This is a genomic window from Thioalkalivibrio sp. HK1 (assembly GCA_000583135.1).
Lineage (GTDB): Bacteria > Pseudomonadota > Gammaproteobacteria > HK1 > HK1 > HK1.
The window spans coordinates 1-25,234 of sequence record JFBG01000056.1 but is presented as its reverse complement, the minus strand read 5'-3'; the positions used below and the strand labels follow the sequence as shown (position 1 = coordinate 25,234).

Genomic DNA, 25,234 nt, shown 5'->3' with positions numbered 1-25,234 from the left:
GGGTCCATCCCCCCTCTTGCGCGAAATTGCCCGTCAACCGGACAAAACCGCTCGATTCGACAATTATATGCGGAAAAACGATTCGTATCGGGCAGACTCCATCGGATCCTTGGTATCGACGACGGCATCTTGGGATATCCGACTTATTCGATAGGAATCTATACGATGAGATCATAGGGAAGATCTCGAATATCCTTCAACCTTCGTCCATCCACCATCATCTTCAAATTGTCATAGGCATCACCCGCATCCACCGACTCGGTTGCTTCGATCAGGGCATCCAAAGCGATATGGTAAACACAGTCGATATCTCCGGTACCCAATGCCACGGATCCGATCCGGCTCGGCGCCGGCTCGGCGGTGACAACAACGATATGAGGCGTCCGATCCTTGCGATTCCTTATTAAATTCAAAGCCTCGGATCGCGCATTTTGCGCACGATCCGAGCGAAATGTCCATTTCACCGATATGCTGCCATGCAAAATCTCCTTGGGATTGTAATCTCGCCTCAATATCGTTCTTTTTGCGCCCTCCGATACGGCAGTGCCGGTCAATATCTCCAACTCGTCATCCAAGATGGGGGATCGACTCAAAACGATGTCGGGTTTTATGATATGCCCTGAACCAAGAGAGGCCTCCAACTCTCGGCTATTTTCCAAAACCCTTTCCAGTTCGCCCAAGTGTTCATATTGACAAAAATGAGATATCTTGGGCACCTGCTTCAATCCATAAGTCTTCCAGATTCCCGGGCGAGCCGAGATCAGAGCCGAAAATGATTGGTCGACGAATCGGGCAACGATCATCTCAAACGCCCTCCCGACCCGTTGACCATCTCGCTTGCCGCTCAATACCGCCAATTCCAAGCCAAGATGCGCTTCAAGCCGCCTTGCCCATTGTCGAGCGATTCTCACGCTGGAACTGCTTGAAAGATCTGCATTGGACGGTGCGAGATCACCGCCATGCTTCTTGTCTTTCGGGACCCGGGACCAGTAAAGACAAGGGATTTTCGAGTGAACCAGCGACTCAATAAAGCATCGATAGGTGCGATCGATCGCCGAGACCTTTTTCACGCTGCAGACACCCGGTCTTCGTTCGCCAGCCAATTTCTGACGCTCTTGGCCACCGCCCCGGCGAATAGCGGGGGGACCGCGTTTCCGATCTGTTTGGCGATCTCCGTTTTCGATCCGCAAAACTCGAAATCGTCGGGGAAGGACATGAGTCTCGCCGCCTCTCGATGGGTGATCGGGCGATCTTGATCCGGATGTAGATAGCGTCCCTTCTCGGGTTTGAAGAACTCGGTTCGGATCGTCACCGACGGGCGCTCCCACCACAATCGGCCGAATAGATCCGTACCGCCCGATTTCTTCCTGATCCAGCATCCGGGCGTCAAAGCGGGAGCGTTTTCTTGTAGATTGAAGCGATTTCCGCCGTAGGGCACCGCCGCATAGCGTTTTTTGCTCAACTCGGTCGGGTTGCGGCCGAAGTGGAGATCCAAAGGTGGTCGCTCGCTCCTTATTTCCGTACCGACCGGGGCGCTCAAATCGCCGATCGCATCTCGTACGGTGCGCCAAACGGGAATATCGGAATCGAAGATACCGCGACACTTCGCCGGATCTCGATGGGTCGCAGGAAAAGGGAAATCCAAACTCGTGCCCTTTCGCCGCTTCACCCCCAACACCAAGGCGCGATGACGCGCTTGGGGCACTCCGTAATCGGCGGTGTTGAAGACACCGGCATGGACTTCGAAGCCCAAAGCCGAAGCCCTGGCCCGAATCATGGCCAGCTCGGTCGAATTGTGGAGCCAGCGAACGTTCTCGATCACGAAAACACGACAGGAGGAGCGCTCCACAACCTCCATGAAGGGTTCCCACAGCTGACGACGCCCGTCCCCCTCTTTGTTTTTATTCAGCAAACTAAAGCCCTGACAGGGCGGCCCGCCGATCACCGCATCCGCCGGCGGCACGGAGCCCGTCGACAGCCGCTTTTCGATATCGTTGCACTCGGCGTGTTCGCCGAAGTTGCTCTGATAGCTTTCGATGGCCGCTCGATCGTTGTCGATGGCCCAAACCGATCGAAACCCGCCGCAAAATCGCGCATCGACGAAGCCGAGGGTCATTCCCCCGGCGCCGCTGAAGGCATCGATGACCGAATAGTCGGGCATCGGGCTTGCCGTGCTACCGAATATCATGCGAAGGTCACGATGCGTTGTTCCGAGCCTCTTTGCGAATCTGCGTTTTCTCGAGGCTTCTCGCTTGCTCGCATTACCGAATCCGCCTTACCGAGTCGCCTTACCGAGCCGTCCTACTCGGGAAGGGAGTTATGCGAGCCATCGCAAAATGGTGAGTTGTCGGTTTTTTTGCAGCCGCACAAGGCGAGTTTTTTCCGCTCGTCGACGGAAAACTTCATCGGGGTGAAGGATGTATCTTTATGCGAGCCATCGCAAAATGGCTGGCGGGAGGATCGTCCGCAGCTGCACCAGAAGTAATCTCCGGGCTCGAGTTCAAGCGCGAAAGGGGCGCGTTGCGCAATCAAGGGCTTGTCCATGAGTCTCTCCTTTTAAAATTCCGTCATCGCTTGGTGGGTGGGGGTCCATCCCCCTCTTGCACGAGATTGTCCGCCGATCGGACAGCAGTGCATCGCTCCCATAATAATATGCAGAAAAACGATCATCGGTCAATCGATCGCAAGCCTTTTTTCAGCCCGATGATGACGCCTCTTTTTCGGATCTTTCTTTTTCGGATTTCGAAGGTCCGCTCGCAGGGGCGTTCTTTGTCGAGCGATGCGTCCATACAATCACCGCCGCGGCCAAGGCGATGAAGGGCAGCACCCCGGAATTGACGCTTTGCCATCCATATTCGATCAGCAGATAGCCGGCGGAGGTTGCGGTCATGGCGACGACCGAGAACACCAGCAGATCGTTGAGACCCTGGGCCTTGGCCTTTTCCGATGCCCGGTAATTTTCGGCCAAGAGGGTGGTCGCGCCGATGAAGAGGAAATTCCAACCGACGCCGAGCAGCACCAAGGCCGCCAGAAAATGAAGGTAACTCTCCCCGTTCAGGTTCACCACGACACAAAGGGCCTGAAAAACCGCCCCGACCAGCATGATGGACAACACCCCGAAGCGTCGAATCAGATGTCCGGTAAAAAACGAGGGCAGGAACATCCCCACCACATGCCATTGAATGACATGCGCGGTATTCGAAAAGGGATATTCGAGCCTTTCCATCGCCAGCGGGGTTGAGGTCATCAGCAGGTTCATCACCGCATAGCCGATCACCGCGCAAAGAACGGCGGTCATATAGCGGGGTTGAAGGGCGATTTCCGCCAAGGGTCGATTCTCTTTCCCGATGGCTTTTGCCGGCGGCGGAGGGAAGTGCACGAAGAGGAGGATCAATATGGTCAGCAGCGCCAACACCGCCACTGTCAAATAGCCCCCGGCGAAGACCGCACCGAGGGCATCCTTGCTGTGGATTGCAAGATTCGGTCCGGCGAAGGCGGCGACGATTCCTCCGGCCATCACCAACGAGATGGCTCTCGAGCGATAGGTTTCATCGGCGACATCGGCGGCGGCGAAGCGGTAATAGTTGGCGCAGGCGGTGAACATTCCGATGAAAAAAGTGGCCGCGCAAAGCCCGACGAAGCTCTGCTCGAACATCGACCATGTCCCGAGCAGCCCGCCGGCCAAGGCCGCGATGGCTCCGACGATGAATCCGGCGCGTCGCCCGGCGCGCTGCATATAGAGCGAGGCGGGGAAAGTGAACAGCATCGTGGAGAGAAATTGGATCCCCAAGGGGATGGTCGCCAATCCCTCGCGCGGGGCGATCATCAACCCTGCGATCGCCGATATCGATATCAGCAGCGAAGTTGAGGTCATGAACAGCGCTTGGCAGGTCGCCAGCAGCGCGACGTCGATTTTGAATCTGGCCATCGAAAGGAAAAAGGCTCGGCAAGGGGATACGAGGGGCGAAAAGGTCGATCGATGCATTCTATCCGATGGCCCGACGACCCGAAGCCAAGACGGGCTTTGCGGAAGCTTCGTCCAATCGCTCGAGGCTTCGATTGCGCAAGAGCGATAGGAAGCCTCGGGGATATTGAAAGGGGGTTATATCGAATGGTGCCGAGAAATATATCTTGACATTTCGATCAAAATAAAGTAAGGGTATAGGAACGGGTACACAAGTGATAACCACGGAGGAAGTAACCATGAAAAAGATAGCGATGATTGCGATGTTCTTCGGCTTCGTCGGTGCGGTTCATGCCGATCCGCAAAAAGCGACAGGTCAAAGCGAAATCCAGTATCAGTCTTCGGTCGAGCAAGAGACGCAGACCGCTTATAACGGGAACTGCGTTCCGCCCCATTGCGGCTATCTGAGGCCCGAAAACGAAGAGTCGGGCTTGATCGAGACCAAGCCGACCGATGAGCCGATCATCGCCGATGCGGACTCGCTGAAACTCGTCGATGACCCGCTTTGCAACACCGACCCGTACTCCTGCTTCCATCTAGCGGATCATGACGCTACCGTGGTGCAGGAGAATATGCAGATTGCTATCCCGATTCTTATCTGGATAATCAACCAACTCTAAGGTAGGCGAATAAAAAAGGGGCTCCGTGCGAGCCCCTTTTTTTTCAGTTATCTTTCGGCACTGTTCGATATAGTTCCTTGGATATCATTCCCTATTGAAAGAGGCTTCGGGCGAGCGCCTTATCAAGTGTTATCCGTTTCAGTGCATCGTCTTTCAGCGCATCGTTACCATCTCTTCTGCGCTGGTCGGATGGATTGCCACGGTATCGTCGAAATCGCGCTTGCGCGCCCCCATGCGCACCGCAACGGCAAAGCCCTGCATCATTTCATCTGCGGCATGTCCGATGATATGGCAACCGACGATCCGCTCCTCGTCGCAACAGGTGACCAACTTCATCGCCGTCGCCCGGGGGCGCTCGGAAAAGGCGTAATGCATGCCATTGAAGCGGGTACGGTAGACCTTGATCGCATCGTTCCCCCACCTTCGACGGGCTTCGGCCTCGCTCGCCCCCACGGTGGCGATCGGCGGATGCGTGAAAACGACGGTCGGGATATTCTCGTAATCCAGCCTTCGATCGGCTTGTCCGCCGAAGAGTCGATCCGAAAGCCGCCGCCCGGCGGCGATGGCCACCGGGGTCAAAGGCGCCTTTGCGATGACGTCGCCGATCGCATGGATCCCGGCGGCGGATGTCCTTTGAAAGGCATCCACCGTGATCGCCCCCGACGAATCGCTTTCGACTCCGGCGACTTCGAGAGCCAGATCGTCGATCTCGGGGCGGCGACCGATCGCCCATAACAACCGATCCGTCTTGCGCACGATGGACGAGCGATCGCCATCGACCCCGCGGGCGGATATCTCCACCTCGAGACCCTCCTCGCCGCGCGAAAGGCGCTGGACATTCGCCTCGGTGATGATCTCGATACCGTCGGCCTGCATGGCTTGCATCAACTCATCGCTCAACATCTCATCGAAGGCCCGCAGCACCCGATCTCGACGCAGCACCATGCACACTCGGCTGCCGAGGGCGTGCAGAACCCCGGCCAGCTCGACCGCGATATATCCGCTGCCGACCACCACCACCTGCTTGGGAAGGTCCTCGAGTTCGAAAAAACCGTCGGAGTCGATGCCGAGTTCCGCCCCCGGCAGGGAGGGGATCTCGGGTCGGCCGCCGGTGGCGATCACCACCTCGGCAGCGCCGAGCGAAACCTCGCCACCGGTCGAGGGCGAGCGAACCGCCAATGTCTTGGGTCCGATGAAACGCGCCGTCCCCTCGAAGCGGGCGATCCCCTCGCTCTCGAGGCGCCGAGCATAGACAGCATTGAGCCGCTCGATGTATGTATCTCGAGCGCGTTTGAGGGTGGGCCAGTCAAAGCCTCGAAGCTCGACATCGAAGCCATAGCCCGCACCTTCCTCGATCGCGGCCCCGATCGAGGCCGCATTCCACATCAATTTCTTGGGGACGCAGCCCACATTGACGCATGTGCCGCCGAGCCGACCCCGCTCGATCACCGCCACCTTGGCTCCGTAGCTCGCCGCTCGCACCGCCGCGGCGATGCCGCCGCTACCGCCGCCCAGGACGATCAAATCGAATTGCGTGATCATGGTCCTTGTCCTTCTTCGAGATCATGAATGGATGCCGGCGCACAAAAACCGCGATCGGCATACGCCGCCGCCGGATTCTCCGCACCGCAAGACTCTCCGCACTGCAAAGCTCTTCCGCAGGGCAAGACGTTCGCGCCACACAAAAAACTTCGCTCGATCCCGCCCGATCACCTTCGAAGGCGATCGAGGCCGGGAAGTCGAGGGCGTATAATCGAAGCGATATCGTACGCCGCCGATCCTTGGCTTCCCTTCGTCGAAAAGCCCTTTTTCGATCGAACGACACCTGCGCGATCGTTCGCCTTTATAAAGTCAAAGCCCATCAACCCCGCTTGCCCCGACGATCCTTCGATAACCGAGATCCCCATTCTCGGATTTTTTCGTGGGTATGACGCTCGCAGATACGATGCCCGCGGATACGACGCTTCGGAGCCTTGATTCCTCGATGATCCCTCACCCGCTGCTCGAAATCATCGATCTCGCCTCCCATCGCGGCGATCGAATCCTCTTCGAGGGATTGTGCCTGCGCATCCACCTTGGGGAAGCGATACAAATCAGCGGTCCCAACGGAAGCGGCAAAACCACCTTACTTCGCATCGTCTGCGGCCTGCTCGCACCGACCGCCGGGACCATTCGATGGCAAGGCAGTCCGATCGCCTTCGGTGATGCGGATCTTCGATCCGATATCGGGCACTTGGGGCACGCCAAAGGGGTCAAGGTCGATCTCACCCCCAAAGAAAACCTCGCCTTCGCCATCGCCTTGAGCGAAAGACCGACCGGGACCCCGATCGACGAGGCCCTCGACCGATTGGGAATGGGGGCCTTCGGCGATACCCCGGTGCGCCGACTCTCCGCCGGTCAGCGTCAGCGGGTGGCGCTGGCTCGCCTGTTGGTTTGCAAAGCCCGCCTATGGGTGCTGGACGAACCCTTCACCGCCTTGGACGTACAAGGAATCGAGGCGATCGGATCGATGATCACCGATCACGGCAAAGAAGGCGGGGCGGTGCTGATGAGCAGCCACCAACCGATATCGCTCGAAGGCATCCCCTTGCGCACGGTTTTTATCGAAAAGGGCGGATCGACGACTCTTTCGAGCCTGGATGCCATCGAGCCTTGGGCTTCGAACGTGGAAACGGTGAGAAGGTGATGGCCTTCACCGCGGTGATCCGCCGCGATCTTCTGCTGGCCATCCGGCATCCGGCACAGGCGATCGACCCCCTGATCTTCTTTCTCTTGGTCATCGCCCTTTTTCCCTTGGGCGCAAGCCCGCGCCGAGAGCTCTTGGAGCTCGTGGCCCCGGGGGTCTTTTGGATCGCCGCCCTCCTGTCCACGCTTTTATCCTTGGAACGGATGTTCCGACCGGATTTCGAGGACGGATCCCTCGATCTGATGCTGGCGAGCCCCGCACCCTTGCCCTTGATCGTGCTGGCGAAGATCATCGCCCACTGGCTGGTCACCGCGATCCCGCTGCTGCTGGCGGCGCCGCTGTTCTCCCTCTTGCTCGGACTGCCCACCACCGCGCTGCCCGCGCTGCTTGCAACCCTCGTGCTGGGCACCCCGACGCTCAGCGCCATCGGAGCCATCGGGGTCGCCTTGACCACCGGACTGCAACGAGGCGGGGTGCTGCTTTCGCTGCTGGTATTGCCTCTTTATGTTCCGGTGCTGGTTTTCGCCACCGGAGCGATTTCCGCCGCCGCCAACGATCTACCCTTCACCGGGCAAATTTATATCCTCGGCGCTTTGGCCGCTCTTTCTTGCACTTTGGGGGCCTTCGTTGCCGCCGCGGCCCTCAAAATCGCCACATCATAAAGCGCGAATTCGCATCGATCGGCACCGATCGATGCCCTCGGATGGAGGGCGATGGTCGAACTCGCCAAGTCGAGCGCCGCGATATCCATCCTGGAACGATCCCGAAACGATGCCCTCGGATGAAATTTCCGCGCCCATCGCTGCTTGAGGGATTGAATCGAAGGGGCGATTGCGAGTATCCTACGCACCTGCAACCTATCCGCAATATCCGACTTTCTCGAAGCCCGCGCGCTCGCTTGGCCGGTCGCTCCTTTCCTCGTCCATTTTTCGATATTTCATTATGCTTTCGCAAAGCCGGCAGGCACAAACCGGGCATTCCGATACCGGAACGACCGACGATTTCGATATGATCGATCGCCCGGTGAGCGCCTTGGGCACCGCGGTGGTGGATATCGCCAAAGGCACCGCCGCTTGGTCTTTGTGGACCATGCTCGGGTGGCAGGATATTCGTCAGCGCTATCGTCGTTCGGTCTTGGGTCCCTTCTGGCTGACCATCAGCATGGGGATTTTGGTGGTGATGTTGGGGGTTCTATACGCCTCCTTGTTTAAAATGAGCATCACGGTCTATCTCCCCTTCGTCGCCCTCGGATTCATCATGTGGGGGCTGATCTCGGGTCTGGTCATCGATGGCTGCGATGCCTTCCACGGCTCCGCCGATATCATCAAACAGATGGCCCTGCCGCTTTCCCTCCACGTCTATCGGGTGATCTGGCGCAATATCATCATTTTCTTTCATAACATCACCATCTTCGTCATCGTGGCCGTGTTCTTTTCGATCCCCCCGACATGGACCACCTTGCTGGTGCTCCCGGGGCTGGCTCTGATCTGCATCAACGGTCTGTGGATCGGCCTCGTATTGGGCCTGATTTGCGCTCGCTATCGGGATGTGCCGCAGATCGTCGGCAGCGTCATGCAGGTCGCCTTCTTCCTGACCCCGATTTTTTGGAAGCCCGAACTGCTACCCGACCGCAAGCTCCTGTGGCTATTGGAATACAACCCCTTCTTTCATTTTCTCGAATTGCTGCGACAACCCCTTTTGGGCCATGCCCCGGATCCGACCTCGTGGAAGGTGGTGGCGGGGATCACCGTCGGCGGACTGATTTTCGCCTTGTTGCTCTATCGTCGCTATCGAAGCCGAATCGCCTATTGGATCTGAATGTCGATGGCCAGTATCAGACTGCACGGGGTGGGCGTCGACTTTCCCATCTACAATACCAGCGCCCGCTCCATCAAGAAGCGGATCCTGCATACCGGAACCGGCGGTCGGATCGGCAGCGATGTCCGCAACTCGACCCTTTGGGTGCGGGCCTTGGACGATGTCAACCTGCACCTGCGCCACGGCGAGCGAGTGGGTTTGATCGGGGTCAACGGCTCCGGCAAAACCACCTTGTTGCGGGTCTTGGCCGGGGTCTACGAGCCCACCTCGGGGCGGGTCATGCGAGAAGGACACGTATCCTCGCTTTTCGACCTCTCTTTGGGGATCGACCCCGATACCTCGGGCTACGACAATATCAAGACCAGAGGCCGCCTATTGGGTCTAAGAGCCGACGAGATCGAGGAGCGGACCGAGGAGATCGCGGAATTCACCGGGCTCGGGGGCTATCTGGAATTGCCGGTCAGCACCTACTCGGCGGGCATGACGATGCGGCTGGCCTTTGCGGTTTCCATCTGCGTCAACCACGAGATCCTGCTGATGGACGAGTGGATCGGCGCCGCCGATGCCGCCTTCATGAAAAAAGCCGAGAGGCATTTGGAGGATTTGATCTCCCGCGCCGGGATATTGGTCTTCGCCTCCCATGCAACCCCGCAGCTCAAGAGCATCTGTACCCAGGCGATTTTGATGCACGCCGGTCGTTTGGTGATCCATGGCCCGGTCGACGAGGTCTTGCAGCTTTATAAAGAGAGGCTCGAAACAGCGTCATGAGCATCGATGATCCGATCCCCGGCGCCGGGCAGCCGGATGCCGCTTCGAACCTTGAGAAGAGGGCTAAGAGCGCATCGTCCGAGTCCGTAAAAAAGACGGCACTGGTGGTGCTCGGGATGCACCGCAGCGGCACTTCCGTTTTCACCCGCATGCTCTCCCTTCTCGGCGGGGATCTGCCCTCAACACTGATGCCGGGCGATGCCTTCAACGAGGGCGGGTACTTCGAATCCCAAGCGATCATGGATCTGAACGATGCCATCTTGCATTGTGCGGGTACCGCTTGGGATGAATGGGATCGCTTGAACCCCCGATGGAGGCGATCGCCCGTCGCCCCCGCCCTTATCGAGCGCACCCGCACTTTGATCCGAAGGGAGTTCGGCAACAGCGACTTCTTCATCCTCAAAGATCCTCGCATCAGCCGAATGCTCGAATTCTGGGTGGAGATGCTCGAGGAATTCGGGGCCGAAGCCAAAATCGTCATCGTCGTCCGCAACCCCTTGGATGTCGGGGCTTCCGTCGAAACCCGAGACGGCATCCACCCCTCGATCAGCCGCCTGCTCTGGCTTCGTCATCTTTTGGATGCCGAGCGCTCGTCCCGGGGATTGCCGCGCATTTTCGTTCAATACGAGGATATTTTCGGTAACTGGAAAGAGGTTGCGCAAAGGATCTCCACCGATCTCGATATCGTTTGGCCCGCAGCGTCGAATTCCGTCGATTTTCAGATCGACCAAACCATTTCATCGAATCTGCATCACCATCGAGCGGGGGTGAAACGGGTGGCCACCGATCCTGCGATCTTGCCGTGGATCGAATCCACCTTCGAAATACTGTCTCGCCAAGCGCAAGGCGATATTCGCCCGCATGATTTCGAGGCGTTGGATCGCATTCTCGGCGAGTTCGAGGAATCCTCCCGATACTTCACCCCGGCCATCCTCGCCGGGCATCGCATCCTTTACAAGACGGAAGAGCAAAGAAAGGAAATTTTATCCCTCAATCATCGAAATGCCACCTTGCGTCATGAAATACGCGAACTTTTATGGACCATTGATGACCTGCGCGAGCGCCATCGGATCGATGTGAACGGATTGCACGAAGAGCATCAAATCCATATCGATGATATGCGGCTTCAGTCTTCGAAGCGGATCGAAAGAATCATGAGGATCTACGATACCCGCAGTCTGGACAGCGCCGAAAAAACGCTGCGGATCGATGAACTCGAAACTTTGGTCGATGAAATCTGCCGCGAAAAGGAGGCTTTCTATAACTCTTGGAGCTGGAAGGTCACCGCCCCGTTGCGGGCTTTGAGCCGCAAATTGCGTTTTATCTCGCGCGAGATCAAATGGTGGCTGACACAACCCCTTTCGCAAGTCAAAAGATATATCAGAGCCTTGATCCGAAGGATGAGGATCGTCTATCACCGCCTCCCTTTGAGCGACAAGATGCGATCGGCGATCCGAGGCTTCATCGTTCGCCGGTTGCCTTGGCTGTGGAAAAATATCAACGGCGCGTCGCTCTCCACGCCTTTGCAGACCGAAGCTGGGCCTGCGATCAACGTACCCCTTGCCCCGACGCCCATCGATCCCGCCGAGATCCCGGTCAAGCTCATCGCTTTCTATCTACCGCAATTCCATCCTTTCAAGGAAAACGATGCTTGGTGGGGAAAGGGATTCACCGAATGGACCAATGTCAGCAAGGCTCGCCCCAACTTCGAAGGACACTATCAACCCCGCCTGCCCTCGGATATGGGTTTTTACGATCTTCGGATCCCCGAAATCATGGATCAACAGGCGGAGCTCGCCAAACATTACGGTATCCATGGATTTTGCTATCACTATTATTGGTTCGACGGGCATCGCCTGCTGGAAATGCCGCTCGAGCGGATGCTAAAAACCAACCGCCCGGATTTTCCTTTTTGTCTGTCGTGGGCGAATGAAAATTGGACGAGACGCTGGGACGGAGCCGAGCATGAAATTCTGATGGCGCAAAACCATAGCCCGCAAGACGATATCGGGGTGATTCGAGACCTGATCCGCTATATGCAGCATCCCAACTATATTCGCGTCAACGGCAAACCCTTGCTGATGATTTATCGCATCTCCCTTTTCCCGAATATCGTCGCCACCGTCGAGCGCTGGCGGGAGACCTGTTTGAGGGAGGGAATCGGCGAGATCTATCTTTGTCTGATCGGTTCTTTCGAACAAGGTGCAAATACCGTGAACGCCGCCGATTACGGTATGGATGCGGTGGTCGAATATCCACCGCATTACATCGGCTCGTCGATCGAAATACCGGGAAAGGTAGTGAATCCCGAGTTCGCCGGATTCGTCAACGATTATCCGGAAATCTGCCGAAAATATATCAGACGGGATATAAGCGGACGGCGCTTGTTCCGCGGCATCATGCCGGATTGGGACAATACCGCCAGACGGCAAAATCACCCGAATATCTACCATCACTCCACCCCCGATTGGTATAAAAAATGGTTGCGATTCATCCTCGAACAGACCGTGAATCGATATGAGGGGGATGAAAGACTCGTCTTCATCAACGCTTGGAATGAATGGGCGGAAGGAGCCTATTTGGAACCGGATCGAAAATTCGGATATGCCTATCTCGACGCCACCCGCAGCGCGCTCGAGGAGGTTCATCGCGAAATGATCGCAGGCCACAACTCACCCATCGCAAGGAGCGAATGAATGCAGATCGAATCCTTGGCCATTGCGGATATTCGTATCCTGCGCCCGAAAAAATTCGGCGACCATCGGGGATTTTTTTCCGAGACCTATAATAAAAAAGCCCTGCTCGATGCCGGTATCGATATCGATTTCGTGCAGGACAATCACTCCCTCTCCGCCGAAAAGGGAACGGTACGAGGGCTGCACTTCCAAATCCCGCCCTTCGCCCAAGATAAATTGGTTCGCGTGGTGCGAGGGGCGATCTTCGACGTCGCCGTCGATCTAAGACCCGGATCGCCCACCTTCGGGCAGCATGCGAGCGCGGTGATCGACGCTAACGAGTGGAATCAGATCTTGGTCCCCGTCGGTTTCGCCCACGGATTCATGACCATCGAAAACGATACCGAGGTGATCTACAAGGTCAGCAACTTCTACGCCCCTTTGCATGATCGGGGCATCCTTTGGAACGACCCCGCACTCGGCATCGATTGGCCTTTGGAACCGGGCGATGCGATCCTTTCGGATAAAGATCGAGTGCAGCCTCGGTTGAGCGAGATCGAGACCCCTTTCGATTGAATACAAGCCTTGCGGGGCATCATGAAAAACCGCGCCCATCGCCGACGGAATTCAAGCCGACGGAATTCAAGGCTGAATTCAAGACTGAATTCGCAACGGAACTCCAAGAGGACAATATGAGTCAACGACAGATTCTGGTAACCGGAGCCGGGGGATATATCGGCTCCGTTTTGGTACCGATGTTGCTCGATGCCGGGTATGCGGTGCGGGCTTTGGATCGCTTTTTCTTCGGAAAAGACCTGCTGCCGAGCCGAGACGGACTCGAAATCGTGGTCGAGGACAATCGCAAGATCGATCGTTCGCATCTATCGAATATCGAGGCGGTCATCGATCTCGCCGCCATGTCCAACGATCCATCGGGCGAACTCTTCCAGGAAGCGACCTGGGAGATCAACCATCGGGCGAGGGGGCGCACGGCCTCTTTGGCCAAGGAGTCGGGGGTGAAAAGGTATATCCTGCCCTCGTCTTGCAGCATCTACGGCTTTCAAGCCGATGGGGTGATCGCCGACGAGACAAGCCCCACCAATCCCCTGACCACCTACGCCCGCGCCAATGAATTGGCGGAAAAGGATATCTTGCCGCTGGCCGACGAGGGGTTTTGCGTCGTCGTGTTGCGCCAGTCCACCGTCTACGGCCTTTCCCCGCGGATGCGTTTCGATCTCGCGATCAACGGCATGACCTACGGCGCTTGGAAAACCGGCCGCCTGCCGCTGATGCGCGACGGCTCGCAATGGCGTCCGATGGTCCATGTGCGCGACACGGCAAGCGCCCAGGTTTTCATGCTCGATGCGGATCGATCGAGGGTGAACGGGCAGATCTTCAATGTCGGCTCGGCGGATAATGTCTACCGAATCGGGGACTTGGGGAAGATCGTCGCCGACACCATCCCCAAGGATGTGGATATCGAGTGGTACGGGGATCCGGATCACCGTAGCTATCGGGTGGCCTTCGACAAGATCGAATCCTTGGGGTGGAAAGCGCAAAGAAGCGCGATCGACGGCGTGGAGGAAATCGTCGAGGCATTGGAAGCCGGAAGCATCGATCGCACCGTGAAGACCATTACCTTGGAGTGGTACAAGGAACTCTCTGCCTGGCATGAGCGCATCCGCGAGATGGAGATGTACGGAGGCATCATCAACCTATGAGGGTCCTGCTTCTCGGTGCCAACGGTCAGCTCGGCCATGACATCCTCAAGGCCTATCAGGGGCGAGATCGATCCGATCGGGCTTGCGAGTTGATTCCGCTGACCCGAAAAGATATCGACGTATCCGATCCGCAAGGAGTGGATCGGGTCTTGGAATCTGCGAACTTCGATACCCTGATCAACTGCACCAGCTATCACAAGACGGACGAAGTGGAGGATGCCAAGGACTTGGCTTTCGCCATCAACGCCCGCTCCGTCAAGGCGATGGCCGAGGTCTGCACCCGAAAGAACGCCGCCTTTTTCCATATCAGCACGGACTATGTTTTCGGCGGCGATTGCGAGCGTCGCCGCCCCTTGCGCGAGGACGATCCGGTGGCCCCGGTGAATGTCTATGGCGCATCCAAAGCCGAGGGCGAGCGATTGACGCAAATCGCCTGCGAAAAAAGCGTGATCCTGCGCGTCGCCTCGCTTTTCGGGGTGGCCGGCGCCAGCGGCAAGGGCGGCAATTTCGTGGAGACCATGATCCGGCTCGCAAGGGAAAAAGGCGCGCTCACCGTGGTCGGGGATCAGATCATGTCTCCCACCTCGACTGCCGATATCGCATCGGTTCTCATCAAGATGCTCTTCGAAGGCGCAGACCCCGGCATCTATCATGTCGTCAATCGCGGGGCGGCCTCGTGGTTCGAATTCGCCCGCGAAATCATCCGCCGCGCAGGCATCGATGCCACGATCGAATCTTGCACCAGCGAACAATACAAGACCCGCGCCGCCCGTCCGCGCTACAGCGTATTGGACAACGCCCGCATCGAAGCCGCCTTCGGGCCGATGCCCGATTGGAGCGACGCTTTGGATCGCTATCTACGCGCAAAGGGTCATTCGACAAGCGCTTGAAGTTACTTTCGAAGGACGGTCGATACGGTGAAAGGCATCATCTTGGCGGGAGGGCACGGAACGAGGCTCTACCCGATCACTCGAGTCGTCAGCAAGCAGTTGCTCCCGGTCTACGACAAGCCGATGGTCTACTACCCGTTGAGCACCCTGATGCTGGCGGGGATTCGCGATATCTTGGTGATCACCACCTCGGAAAACGAGCGCGATTTCCAAAACCTCCTCGGCGACGGCAAGCACTGGGGAATCGACATCCGTACCATCCCCCAACAAACGCCTCGAGGATTGGCCGATGCCTTCATCCTCGGCCGGGATTTCGTCGGCCCCGATCCTTGCGCTTTGGCCTTGGGGGATAACATCTTCTACGGCCACGGATTGACCGAAAAGCTCAAAAGCGCCGCTCGCCGCAAACAAGGGGCCACCGTATTCGGTTATCAGGTGCACGATCCGCAGCGCTACGGGGTGGTGGCCTTCGACGAACGGGGCCAAGCGACCTCGATCGAGGAAAAACCCGCCGAGCCCCGATCCAGCTGGGCCGTGACCGGCTTGTATTTTTACGATAACGATGTGGTGCACATCGCCAAGGAACTCTCACCGAGCGCTCGAGGCGAACTCGAAATCACGGATATCAATCTGCGCTATCTGGAAAGAAAAGACTTGCATGTCGAGCAGTTGGGAAGGGGCTACACTTGGTTCGATACCGGAACCCATGATAGTTTGGTCGAAGCCGCCACCTTCGTCCAAACCATCGAAAAACGCCAAAACCAATATATCGCAGCCCCCGAAGAGATCGCCTTTTTCAACGGCTGGATCGACGCCCGGCAACTCGCCCTGCTCGGCCGGGGGCTTCGCCACAGCGACTATGGAAAATATCTTTTACGCTTGTCGGGTGAAACGTATGATGACAAGAAATCCAAGTCTCGGTTCGTCGATGACGATCGGTCGATAACGATCAGTCGATAATATTCGAAATGGAGCGCATTCTTTCCTTTTATATCTAACAATATCTTTATATCGATCTTGTTCATCGATGCCTATATAAGGCCCCGGCGTTTTATCGATCGGCATATCATCGGAAATAAAGTTCGAAGGATGATATTGATAAAGCGTCGATGCGATAATGATTCGAGGGTTCAAGGCATTCGACGCATCGCCGATCCCGCATCGTCGATCTTCGGGGCATCGACACTTATTCAGTGAGACTAATCCTATCCGAACTATGATCAATGTCAATCAAACGCGATCCGGCATTCGATCTTTGAAAGACGCTCTGCGAGAAAAACAAGGGACACCTCCTTTTCCATATCCCTCGATGGCTCACCATCGTTTTTCCTCTTGGGCGAAAGGCTTTGCGATCGATCGGAATGGAAAATGACGAGTTTCAAGATATCCCTTTCACCGGGTCAGGGGAAGGGGAGGGGGGATGTTGCAATATCCAAGGCTCGGCCCGTATAATCAAAGCCCTATCGTGAAGCGATCTCGCTTTCACGACACCCTAATCTTGGTCGATACCTCAAACCTTCAAGCCTTCGGCGACGCTCGACGAGTCTTTTTTCTTCTCATCGATGCCCGCAAGACGGTGCCGACAAGACACGCTTCGAGCCTCGTTGATTTGCCGACTCGAATGCGCTTCGATACCTGAAAATTCCTATCCGCTTCCGATGCGGCTTTCTCCACGGAGTCAATATCATGACCATCAACAAGCAACTCTCGGCCGCCCTTTCGGGCTTGGCTTTTCTGATCGCTGCAAGCGCATCCCACTCCCAGGTACTGTTCTGGTCCACCCAAGCCAAGCCGGTGGAAGAGGCGCAGGCGATGCGCGATCAGGTTCTTTCCGGCGCCGATGTCGCTGTCGACTACCAACCCAACGATGGCGGTCCGTGGTTGACCCGCCTGCAAGCCGAACTCGCCGCCGGATCGGGCAGCATCGGGGTTTTGGGCGCCTTGCATGGCGATTTCGCGGCGATGGACACCCGAGACTTGGTCGATCTCGACGATCTGGGGCTCGAAGCCAAGAGCGCCACCTTCAACCAACTCGCCCGACTGGGCACGCAAAAGATGCAATACATTCCTTGGATGCAAGCCAGCTATATCATGGCCGCCAATCGCAAGGCCTTGGAGCACTTGCCCTCGGGAGCGGATATCAACGCCCTTAGCTACGATCAGTTGATCGAGTGGGCCGCCAATGTCATGCAGGCGACCGGCGGCGCCAAATTCGGCTTCCCCGCCGGACCCAAAGGACTCAAGCATCGCTTCTTCCAAGGCTATCTCTATCCCTCCTATACCGACGGCGTGGTCCGCACCTTCGCCTCGGACAAGGCGGTCATGGCTTGGGAGAAATTCCGGGAACTGTGGGCCGTCACCAACCCCGCCTCCACCGGCTACTCCTTCTTGCAAGAGCAGCTTTTGAGCGAAGAGGTCTGGATCGCCTTCGACCACACCTCGAGGCTGGCCAACGCCTTCAACGAGCGGCCGAACGATTTCGTGGCCTTCCCCGCTCCCGCCGGCCCCGAGGGTCGGGGCTTCATGCCGGTGCTGGCGGGCGTCGCCATCCCTCGCACCGCGTCCGACATGGCGGCGGCGAAAAAGGTCGTGGCCTATATGCTCGACCCCGAGACCCAAGTCAAAACCCTGCGGGCAACCAACTTCTTTCCGGTGGTCGATGTGAATCTGCCCTCGGATCTACCCCCGGCGGTGCAGGCCGCGGGCGATGCCGTGGCCATCATGAGCGCCTCCGAAGACGCCAACCCCGGCTTGCTGCCTGCGGGATTGGGCAACAAGGGCGGCGATTTCAATCGCGTCTTCGTCGACGCCTTCGAGCGCATCGTCCTCAACGGGCAGGATATCCGCGCCGTCCTCGACGATCAAAAGAAGGTCTTGAGCGCGATCATGGAAGAAACCGGCGCTCCTTGTTGGGCGCCCGACGCCCCCTCCGAGGGTGCTTGCCCGGTCGAATAAACGAGATCGATCAAGCATCGCGAAGCCACCCCGGGGCGTGCGATGGTGCATGCCCCGGGTTCCCTTCGCCTATTCGATATCGATATCGGATCCTCGTTCGAAAAGCGATGCGATGCCCGAACCCCTGCTCATTCGGCTTCGACGATGCGCTTCGACACATAAGGGCGTGAATAAGGGTGCCGACGCTTGCCGCACGAACGCTCGTTGCGCATGAACCGTCGATCGCCACTTCTCGATCCGATGCGCCCCCACCTCCTGCCTTGGTTGTTGATCCTGCCGGTCACCGTCTTCTTGGGGGTGTTCTTCCTCGCCCCCTTCGTCATGGTGGCCAAGCAAGCCTTCGTGGTCGACGGCGTTTTTTCCTTGGGCCACTTCGCGCAAGTGGCGAGCCATTGGAAGTTTCCGATCGCCCTCAAGAACACCCTCCTTCTCGCCTTGGCGGTGGTGCCGGTACAGCTGGCTCTTGCGCTGCTCATGGCCACCTTGGTGACCAAGATGCGCAAGGGGCGCGATCTCGTGCTCTATATCTGGACCATCCCCTTGGGGATTTCGGATCTGGCGGCGGGAATCATCTGGCTTGCAATTTTCGAACAATCCGGATTTCTCAACTCGATGCTGGTGGCCTTGGGGCTCGGAGAAACGCCCTCGGTGCTGCTCTCCTATCAAAGCCCGGGGATGGTATTCCTTGCGATCGCTCTGGCCGAGATCTGGCGCGCCACCGCGATCATGCTGGTCATTTTGGTGGCCGGGATCGGTCTTATCCCGAAGGAATACCATGAGGCGGCATCCGTTTTCGGGGCCTCGCCCTGGCAGCGATTCCTGCGCGTGACCTTGCCCTTGCTGCGCCCCTCGCTGCAAACCGCCTTGGTGTTGCGGGTGATCCTCGCCTTCGAGGTATTCGCGGTGGTCGTGGCCTTGGGCGGCTCTCTCTTTCCGGTCCTGATGAGCGAGACCTACGCCTATCAATTCGAGCTGCTCGACAGCGGGGGAGCGGCGGCGATCGCATTGGTGATATTGGGCATCTCGGTCGCATTCACTCTGGTCATCTTGCGGATCTTGCGCGTCCCCAAAGGAGCGCAAGCATGAGCGGCGATATGCGCTTGGCATCGCGCTACCTTTACGGAGCGACGATCGCGCTGCTGACGATATGGGTTTTGGTCCCGCTCGGGCTGCTGCTGATCAACACCCTTTCCTCGCCGGAAGCGGTCAACGCCTTCCCCAAGCGCTTCTGGCCGGAATTCGATCTCGGTAGCCTGCGCTTCTTCGCAGGCTTCGACGGCATGATCGACGCCCTGTTCAACTCGATATGGGTTGCAGGGCTGACGATGGTGCTATCCATCCTCATCGGCGCTCCTGCGGGCTACGCCTTGTCCCGCTTCGACTTCCCGGGCAAGGAAACCTTCCGGCTGTTGGTGCTGTTGACCCGCGCCTTCCCCCTACCGCTGCTGGCTTTGCCGATGGCGATCGCCTTTATCAGGCTCGGCATCGACGATACGATATTCGGGCTCGGCTTGGTCCATACCATGCTGGCCCTGCCTTTTGCGGTTCTCATCACCTTCTCGCTTTTTTCCGGCATCCCCATCGAGCTCGAGGAGGCCGCTTGGACCCTGGGCTGCACCCGCTTCGGCGCCTTCTGCCGGGTGGTGCTGCCGCTGATCCTGCCCGGCATCACCGCCTCGGCCATCTTCGCCTTCGTGATCTCTTGGAACGAGGTCTTCGCCGCCGCCGTGCTGACCATCGAAAACCGGACGCTGACCGCCTTCTTGCTGCAAAACCTCGACACCTCGCCCCTTCACCTGAAATTCGCCGGCGGATTCATCCTGGTGGTACCGGCACTCGTTTTCATCTTCGCGGTGCGCAAATATCTCTTTGCGATGTGGGGCATCGCCAACCGCTGATCAGGGTCTCTCGTAGCCTTCCCCCCTCGATACCCGCCACCCGTTCAAGGATCAAACCATGGCCGAAATCAGGCTTCGCAATATCGCAAAGCGCTTCGGCGATTACCAAGCCCTGCACTCCATCGATCTGACGATCGCCGATCGCGAGTTCATGGTTTTGCTCGGCGCCTCGGGCTGCGGCAAGACCACCTTGCTGCGGATCATCGCCGGGCTCGAAAGCCCTTCCGAGGGCGAGGTATGGATCGGGGATAAAAGGGTGGACGACCTGCCGCCGCGCGAGCGGGGCATCTCCATGGTCTTTCAGAACTACGCCATCTTTCCCCACCTGACGGTCTTCGACAATATCGGCTTCGGCCTCAAGATGCACCGACTGCCGCAAAAAACCATCCGCGAGCGCGTCCATCGCACGGCCAAGATGATGCATATCGAGCAACTGCTGGATCGTTATTCGGGCCAGATCTCCGGGGGGCAGCGCCAGCGGGTGGCGGTGGCCAGGGCGCTGGCGATGGAACCCGACGTGATCTTGATGGACGAGCCCCTTTCGAACTTGGATGCGCTCCTTCGACTCGAGATGCGAGCCGAACTCAAAGGGGTGCTCGCCCAAAGCGATACCACCGCGATCTATGTCACCCACGATCAGATCGAGGCCATGAGCCTGGCGGATCGGATATCGGTGATGCACCGAGGGAAGATCGTGCAATCGGATAGCCCCGTCCACCTCTACCGCTATCCGGCGGATCGCTTCGTCGCCGGTTTCATCGGCAACCCCCCGATGAATATCCTGCCCGCAACTCCGATCGGCGACGGGCGGTGGCAGGTCGCGAACCGGGAATTCGAAGGTCCTCGGGTCGATGCCAAGAACATCGAATTCGCCATCCGCCCCGAGGACATGCATCTTGCCGATGAGGGAATCGAGGGCCGGGTGCAGGTCGTCGAGCCCTTGGGGCCGCATCTGCTATTGACCTGCGATGTCGCCGGATGCCCTTTCCGCGCGACCGTCGATAACGATCATGCGGTCAATCCGGGGGATATCCGGTATTTCGCACCGCAGCCGGATCGCATTCGCTGGTTCGACCCGCTCACCGACCTTGCGCTTGCCTGAACCCTTCGGGCGACGAGATTTCATATAACGAGGGCGATGCCAAGGAGATGACATGTCAGAACGATTATTGAGCCGCGCCTTCGATATCCTTGAGCGAAACGATATGGGGGGATATACGGTTCCCACCCATGGACTTTATCCCTTCCAGTGGAACTGGGATAGCTGCTTGGTCGCCCTCGGACAAGCCCGTATCGATCTCGATCGCGCCTTCACCGAAATCGAAACCCTCTTCGCCCACCAGTGGGAAGACGGCATGGTGCCGCATATCGTCTTCCACCGAGAAAGCGATGACTACTTCCCCGGCCCGGCAATATGGGATACCAAGCGCACCCCGCCGACCTCGGGGCTGACCCAACCCCCGGTCGCCGCCTTCGTCGTTCGGCGTCTTTTCGAGCGCGCCCCCGACGATGCGCAGGTCATCGATCGCACCTTGCGCCTTCTCCCCCGACTGTTCGCTTGGCATCGTTGGTTTTTCGAATGCCGAGACCCCCAAGGCACGGGATTGGCCGCCATCATCCACCCTTGGGAGACCGGAAGGGATAACTCGGTCGATTGGGATGAAGCCCTCGCCCGGATCGAAAAGGGAGCGATCACCCCCTTCACCCGCCGGGATACCAGCCTTGCCGATCCATCCCATCGGCCGACGAGGGAGCAATACGAGGCCTATCTATGGCTGATCCAGTTGTTCAAAGAGCATCGATGGGACCATCGAAAGCTCCACGATGCCTCGCCCTTGGCCATCGTCGACCCCGGATTCAATGCCATCTTGCTGCGCTCGATCTCAGATCTCGCCGATCTCGCCGAAAGACTCGGCGAACACCGGATCTGCGAGGAATCGAGGGCGCAACTCGCCGCCGGGATCAAAGCGATGGAAGGACTGTGGAGCGAAGAGAAGGGACGCTATCTCTGCTTCGATCGCATCATCGAGCAACCGATAGAAAGCGACTCGATCGCCGGACTGCTGGCCATCTTCGCCCCCTTGCCAAGGGCTCGGGCCTCGTCGATCGCCGATCGAATCCGGGAATTGGGAGATCGATGCGACTATCTCATCCCGAGCCACGATCCAACATCCGGCGCCTTCGAGAGCAGCCGCTACTGGCGAGGCCCGGTCTGGCTCATCGTCAACTACATGATCCGCAATGGCCTCATCCGCATCGAAGAACACGACCTCGCCCGGCGAATCGAAAGAGACAGCCTGCGCCTCGTTGAAAAAAGCGGCTTCGGCGAGTACTACGACCCGATCGACGGCAACCCTTGCGGCGGATCCGATTTCACTTGGACCGCGGCCATGACCATCGAACTGCTGATGAAAAACGACAACTGACACACAACGACGAGCATCGGGAAAAATCACGCCGATCGAAGACGATTTCCTCTATAGTTCGGAAATCTCTTTCTTTCAACACATAACCCCAAGACATAAACGGTCGTATCCGGTGAATCATAGGAGATGACAATGTCCGGACGGAAAATAGAAATTATCTTCAACGAGCGATTGAAAGACGCACTCGTAGCCAGAAATCCCAACTGGAACGGGCAGATTTTTGCCGAAGAAACAGGGATTTTCGAGCAAAGCGCAGGTGCACGTCCTGACCTTGTAGTCAACACTCCTAGCGGTATCCCCGTGGTTGTGGAAACGGAATTCGATCCCGCCCGTACGGTCGAAGACGATGCCTTCAACCGGATCGGAAATACCCTCGAACAAGATGGAAGGGCTATCGAACAATCCGTCGCTTTATGCGTCCCCGGTGATATAAGAAAGGCGACGGACATACGTCAGGCAATCGAGAATGCGTCTTTTCGCTTATGCGTCTGGTCTGCGAATGCCGAAAGATGGCCGGATGAAGGCTGGTTCTCGGTCGACATCGACGATTTGACGAGTACCATCGAACTCGTATCGCTATCCGAAAACCAACTTCGAGAAGGCGAAAGAATCCTGAATCTCGGTATCGAGCAAGCGGCACAAATTTTGGAAGATAAAGGACAAACCGCCCCGGAGATCCTCTTTGCCATTTCCGGCGAATTGCACCAAAAAGATAGCCGGCAAACGCGAGGGATGGCGATGTCGATCATCGCCAACGCTCTTTTCTTCCACACAAAGATAGCGGGGACGCATGAAGTCAAGACACTGGACGAGCATCGGAACGAAAATCATAAACTATCAAAAAGCGAAATATTGAAAACATGGCACCATATTTACCGAAATATCAATTACATCCCCATATTCAAAACCGCAGCGTCGCTGCTAAAGCCGATCCCGAACGGAACCGCGCAAAGGATTTTGGATCGCCTTGCCCGCGTTGCCGGAGAGTTGGACGATCTGGGTGCGACCACGCAGCATGATCTGCACGGACGGCTGTTTCAGCGCCTGATCACCGATCGAAAATTCTTGGCATCCTTCTATACGCTACCGGAGTCGGCTCGCCTGCTTGCGGAAATTGCCATCGGGCGGCTCGATGTGAATTGGTCCGATGCCGATGCCATCGGACGATTGCGGATAGGGGATTTCGCTTGCGGAACCGGGGCTTTGTTGAACGCCGCTTATGCCTCTATCGCCTCTCGTCATCGGCACCGGGGAGGCGATGGCAAGGCATTACATATAAAAATGATGGAGGATGTTCTCGTCGGCGGAGATATTCTGCCAGCGGCGACGCATCTTACCGCATCCGTTCTTTCCAGCGTACAACCGGAAGTGCCTTTTGACAATACTTCCATCGTTACTTTCGAATATGGAGAGGCACCCGATGGCTCCGGGCGCGACGTGGCGATCGGGGCGCTCGATCTGATAGAAGATCAATCGGCAAGAGACTTGTTCGGAACGGGACAAGATCGCGTCCGGGGAAGCGAAAAGGGTGCGGGTGCCGAAACCCTGAACATCCCGCATGGAAGTTTCGATATTGTCATCATGAACCCGCCCTTTACCCGTCCGACGAATCATGAAGGGGGACATCATAATATTCCAATCCCTTCCTTTGCCGGGCTCGGTACGGCCGAGGAAGAGCAACGCAAGATGTCGGAAAAACTCCGCAAATTCAAAGGAAAAGGAATGGTCGGGGATGGAAGGGCGGGGCTTGCATCCAATTTCATCGATATCGCTCATGCGAAAATCAAGCCCGGGGGTACTATCGCTTTCGTTCTCTCGGCGACTTTTGTATCGGGAGCAGGCTGGAAAAAAGTCCGCGATTTTCTCTCCAAGCACTATCGAGATATCATCGTTGTCAGCATTGCCTCTCATGGGAGCACGAGCCGAGCCTTTTCTTTCGATACGGGAATGGCTGAGGTTTTGATCATCGCAACCCGTAAAAAGGAAAAAATACCGACAACTGATACGACCTTTGTCAATCTCAAAACTCGTCCGCAATCCGTGCTCGAAGCGGTGGTGATGGCTCGCTCTATCGGGAAGATTTCCTCCGACAGAAGCGATGGAGCGGTGATGAATGGTTCGTATATAAAGGGAGATATTGAACAAGGAGGACTTTCCGGGATCGCCGATGACGGGGTTGCCAAAACAGCCGGCGGGATCTATCGCGGATTATTATCGTTGCCTCGATTATTGGAGGAAATCGAAATCCCGATCGTGGACCTCGGATCTTTGGGTGAACGAGGGCCTGTTGATCGAGAAATATCAGGTAAAAACAAATATACGGAAAAAGTCCTCGGGCCTTTCGATATCGTTCCGATCGATAAGGGGAGAACCCCGACATATCCGACTTTATGGTCGCATGATGCAACTCGAGAAAGACAATTCGTCGTGCTGCCGGATAGTCAAGGAAGAATTCGACCGGGATATCAAGAGAAAGCGGCAAATATATGGGCTACTGCTTCTTGCTTACATTTAAACCGTGACTTCCGGCTCAATTCTCAATCCTTGGCAAGTTGCCTGACGCCGGTAAAGACTATCGGGGGCCGGGCGTGGCCAAGTTTTATTTGTAAAGATACGAGGTGGGAAATACCGCTTGTTTTATGGATGAATACCATTCTCGGTTTGATTTCATTTTGGTGGAAGGGAAGCCGTCAGCAGCAGGGTAGAGCTTGCATCACCGTTTCTCGTCTTCCCTCCTTGGCTGTATTGGATGTACGCAAACTGTCAGAAACGGGGGGGGGGGGGGAGAAAAAGCGAAGCGAATTTTCGATGAA

The 25,234-nt window shown here is 57.2% G+C and carries 21 protein-coding genes; 16 read left to right on the top strand and 5 right to left on the bottom strand.

The features are described from left to right. Positions 1 to 158: 158 nt before the first annotated feature. The 4 genes from BF99_RS0114090 to BF99_RS0114075 all read right to left on the bottom strand — a co-directional run bounded on the left by BF99_RS0114090 (position 159) and on the right by BF99_RS0114075 (position 3,928). Entirely contained in the window at positions 159 to 1,070 is a 912-nt protein-coding gene (locus BF99_RS0114090) for an NgoMIV family type II restriction endonuclease (protein ID WP_025771432.1), read from the bottom strand. Beyond that, the gene (locus tag BF99_RS0114085; RefSeq protein ID WP_025771430.1) at positions 1,067 to 2,188 is read right to left on the bottom strand and encodes a DNA cytosine methyltransferase; all 1,122 of its coding nucleotides are present in this window, start codon (positions 2,186 to 2,188) and stop codon (positions 1,067 to 1,069) included. The genes BF99_RS0114090 and BF99_RS0114085 overlap by 4 nt, the downstream gene beginning before the upstream one ends. A gap of 113 nt (positions 2,189 to 2,301) precedes the next feature. Beyond that, on the bottom strand, positions 2,302 to 2,544 hold the full coding sequence (locus BF99_RS0114080) for a CDGSH iron-sulfur domain-containing protein (RefSeq protein ID WP_025771429.1): 243 nt from the start codon (positions 2,542 to 2,544) through the stop codon (positions 2,302 to 2,304). A 151-nt stretch (positions 2,545 to 2,695) separates the two neighbouring features. Beyond that, positions 2,696 to 3,928, bottom strand: coding sequence for an MFS transporter (locus BF99_RS0114075; protein ID WP_197019161.1), 1,233 nt, complete (start codon positions 3,926 to 3,928; stop codon positions 2,696 to 2,698). 275 nt (positions 3,929 to 4,203) lie between these two features. Here BF99_RS0114075 and BF99_RS0114065 point away from each other — a divergent pair, with 275 nt between their 5' ends. After that, positions 4,204 to 4,584: a hypothetical protein gene (locus tag BF99_RS0114065; protein WP_156013327.1), complete on the top strand. Its 381-nt coding sequence runs from the start codon at positions 4,204 to 4,206 to the stop codon at positions 4,582 to 4,584. Positions 4,585 to 4,737: 153 nt separating this feature from the next. On the opposite strand, the gene gorA is transcribed toward BF99_RS0114065, so the two are convergent. Continuing rightward, positions 4,738 to 6,126, bottom strand: a complete 1,389-nt coding sequence (gene gorA / locus BF99_RS0114060; protein ID WP_025771424.1) for a glutathione-disulfide reductase — start codon at positions 6,124 to 6,126, stop codon at positions 4,738 to 4,740. Between the two features lie 442 nt (positions 6,127 to 6,568). Between gorA and ccmA the strand changes: the two genes are divergently transcribed. From ccmA to BF99_RS21015, 15 genes are all read left to right on the top strand, one after another. Beyond that, positions 6,569 to 7,270 carry a cytochrome c biogenesis heme-transporting ATPase CcmA gene (gene ccmA / locus BF99_RS0114050; protein WP_197019160.1) on the top strand — a complete coding sequence of 234 codons (702 nt, stop codon included), beginning with the start codon at positions 6,569 to 6,571 and terminating at the stop codon, positions 7,268 to 7,270. Next, complete coding sequence (gene ccmB / locus BF99_RS0114045; RefSeq protein ID WP_025771421.1) at positions 7,270 to 7,932, top strand: heme exporter protein CcmB; 663 nt, start codon at positions 7,270 to 7,272, stop codon at positions 7,930 to 7,932. Before ccmA ends, ccmB begins: the two co-directional genes overlap by 1 nt. Positions 7,933 to 8,212: 280 nt before the next feature. After that, positions 8,213 to 9,088 (top strand): ABC transporter permease, encoded by an 876-nt coding sequence (locus BF99_RS0114035; protein WP_025771419.1) that lies wholly within the window; start codon positions 8,213 to 8,215, stop codon positions 9,086 to 9,088. A 6-nt stretch (positions 9,089 to 9,094) separates the two neighbouring features. After that, positions 9,095 to 9,856, top strand: a complete 762-nt coding sequence (locus BF99_RS0114030) for an ABC transporter ATP-binding protein (RefSeq protein ID WP_025771418.1) — start codon at positions 9,095 to 9,097, stop codon at positions 9,854 to 9,856. Beyond that, on the top strand, positions 9,853 to 12,552 hold the full coding sequence (locus tag BF99_RS22105; protein WP_025771417.1) for a glycoside hydrolase family 99-like domain-containing protein: 2,700 nt from the start codon (positions 9,853 to 9,855) through the stop codon (positions 12,550 to 12,552). The genes BF99_RS0114030 and BF99_RS22105 overlap by 4 nt, the downstream gene beginning before the upstream one ends. Further along, entirely contained in the window at positions 12,553 to 13,107 is a 555-nt protein-coding gene (gene rfbC / locus BF99_RS0114020) for a dTDP-4-dehydrorhamnose 3,5-epimerase (RefSeq protein ID WP_025771415.1), read from the top strand. It abuts the gene before it with no gap. Next, the gene (locus BF99_RS0114015) at positions 13,104 to 14,252 is read left to right on the top strand and encodes an NAD-dependent epimerase/dehydratase family protein (protein ID WP_197019159.1); all 1,149 of its coding nucleotides are present in this window, start codon (positions 13,104 to 13,106) and stop codon (positions 14,250 to 14,252) included. The genes rfbC and BF99_RS0114015 overlap by 4 nt, the downstream gene beginning before the upstream one ends. Next, positions 14,249 to 15,142: a dTDP-4-dehydrorhamnose reductase gene (rfbD, locus tag BF99_RS0114010; protein WP_025771412.1), complete on the top strand. Its 894-nt coding sequence runs from the start codon at positions 14,249 to 14,251 to the stop codon at positions 15,140 to 15,142. Before BF99_RS0114015 ends, rfbD begins: the two co-directional genes overlap by 4 nt. 27 nt (positions 15,143 to 15,169) lie before the next feature. Continuing rightward, a complete protein-coding gene (gene rfbA / locus BF99_RS0114005) occupies positions 15,170 to 16,102 on the top strand; it encodes a glucose-1-phosphate thymidylyltransferase RfbA (RefSeq protein ID WP_025771411.1) in 933 nt (310 codons plus the stop codon). Positions 16,103 to 16,828: 726 nt separating this feature from the next. Further along, complete coding sequence (locus BF99_RS0113980; protein WP_025771408.1) at positions 16,829 to 18,097, top strand: ABC transporter substrate-binding protein; 1,269 nt, start codon at positions 16,829 to 16,831, stop codon at positions 18,095 to 18,097. A 186-nt stretch (positions 18,098 to 18,283) separates the two neighbouring features. Then, complete coding sequence (locus BF99_RS0113970) at positions 18,284 to 19,183, top strand: carbohydrate ABC transporter permease (RefSeq protein ID WP_197019158.1); 900 nt, start codon at positions 18,284 to 18,286, stop codon at positions 19,181 to 19,183. Next, on the top strand, positions 19,180 to 19,995 hold the full coding sequence (locus BF99_RS0113965) for a carbohydrate ABC transporter permease (RefSeq protein ID WP_025771405.1): 816 nt from the start codon (positions 19,180 to 19,182) through the stop codon (positions 19,993 to 19,995). The genes BF99_RS0113970 and BF99_RS0113965 overlap by 4 nt, the downstream gene beginning before the upstream one ends. Before the next feature lie 58 nt (positions 19,996 to 20,053). Beyond that, the gene (locus BF99_RS0113960; RefSeq protein WP_025771404.1) at positions 20,054 to 21,097 is read left to right on the top strand and encodes an ABC transporter ATP-binding protein; all 1,044 of its coding nucleotides are present in this window, start codon (positions 20,054 to 20,056) and stop codon (positions 21,095 to 21,097) included. A gap of 52 nt (positions 21,098 to 21,149) precedes the next feature. Beyond that, positions 21,150 to 22,421, top strand: coding sequence for an amylo-alpha-1,6-glucosidase (locus BF99_RS0113955; protein WP_025771402.1), 1,272 nt, complete (start codon positions 21,150 to 21,152; stop codon positions 22,419 to 22,421). 132 nt (positions 22,422 to 22,553) lie between these two features. After that, the coding region (locus tag BF99_RS21015) for an Eco57I restriction-modification methylase domain-containing protein (protein WP_156013325.1) at positions 22,554 to 25,234 on the top strand (2,681 nt) is incomplete at its 3' end.

What these genes read in the sequence shown, in the direction of transcription:
- BF99_RS0114085 (WP_025771430.1), bottom strand. Translation starts at nt 2,188, where the DNA reads ATGATATTCGGTAGCACGGCAAGCCCGATGCCCGACTATTCGGTCATC.
- BF99_RS0114080 (WP_025771429.1), bottom strand. Translation starts at nt 2,544, where the DNA reads ATGGACAAGCCCTTGATTGCGCAACGCGCCCCTTTCGCGCTTGAACTC.
- BF99_RS0114075 (WP_197019161.1), bottom strand. Translation starts at nt 3,928, where the DNA reads ATGGCCAGATTCAAAATCGACGTCGCGCTGCTGGCGACCTGCCAAGCG.
- BF99_RS0114065 (WP_156013327.1), top strand. Translation starts at nt 4,204, where the DNA reads ATGAAAAAGATAGCGATGATTGCGATGTTCTTCGGCTTCGTCGGTGCG.
- gorA (WP_025771424.1), bottom strand. Translation starts at nt 6,126, where the DNA reads ATGATCACGCAATTCGATTTGATCGTCCTGGGCGGCGGTAGCGGCGGC.
- ccmA (WP_197019160.1), top strand. Translation starts at nt 6,569, where the DNA reads ATGATCCCTCACCCGCTGCTCGAAATCATCGATCTCGCCTCCCATCGC.
- ccmB (WP_025771421.1), top strand. Translation starts at nt 7,270, where the DNA reads ATGGCCTTCACCGCGGTGATCCGCCGCGATCTTCTGCTGGCCATCCGG.
- BF99_RS0114035 (WP_025771419.1), top strand. Translation starts at nt 8,213, where the DNA reads ATGCTTTCGCAAAGCCGGCAGGCACAAACCGGGCATTCCGATACCGGA.
- BF99_RS0114030 (WP_025771418.1), top strand. Translation starts at nt 9,095, where the DNA reads ATGGCCAGTATCAGACTGCACGGGGTGGGCGTCGACTTTCCCATCTAC.
- BF99_RS22105 (WP_025771417.1), top strand. Translation starts at nt 9,853, where the DNA reads ATGAGCATCGATGATCCGATCCCCGGCGCCGGGCAGCCGGATGCCGCT.
- rfbC (WP_025771415.1), top strand. Translation starts at nt 12,553, where the DNA reads ATGCAGATCGAATCCTTGGCCATTGCGGATATTCGTATCCTGCGCCCG.
- rfbD (WP_025771412.1), top strand. Translation starts at nt 14,249, where the DNA reads ATGAGGGTCCTGCTTCTCGGTGCCAACGGTCAGCTCGGCCATGACATC.
- BF99_RS0113980 (WP_025771408.1), top strand. Translation starts at nt 16,829, where the DNA reads ATGACCATCAACAAGCAACTCTCGGCCGCCCTTTCGGGCTTGGCTTTT.
- BF99_RS0113965 (WP_025771405.1), top strand. Translation starts at nt 19,180, where the DNA reads ATGAGCGGCGATATGCGCTTGGCATCGCGCTACCTTTACGGAGCGACG.
- BF99_RS0113960 (WP_025771404.1), top strand. Translation starts at nt 20,054, where the DNA reads ATGGCCGAAATCAGGCTTCGCAATATCGCAAAGCGCTTCGGCGATTAC.
- BF99_RS0113955 (WP_025771402.1), top strand. Translation starts at nt 21,150, where the DNA reads ATGTCAGAACGATTATTGAGCCGCGCCTTCGATATCCTTGAGCGAAAC.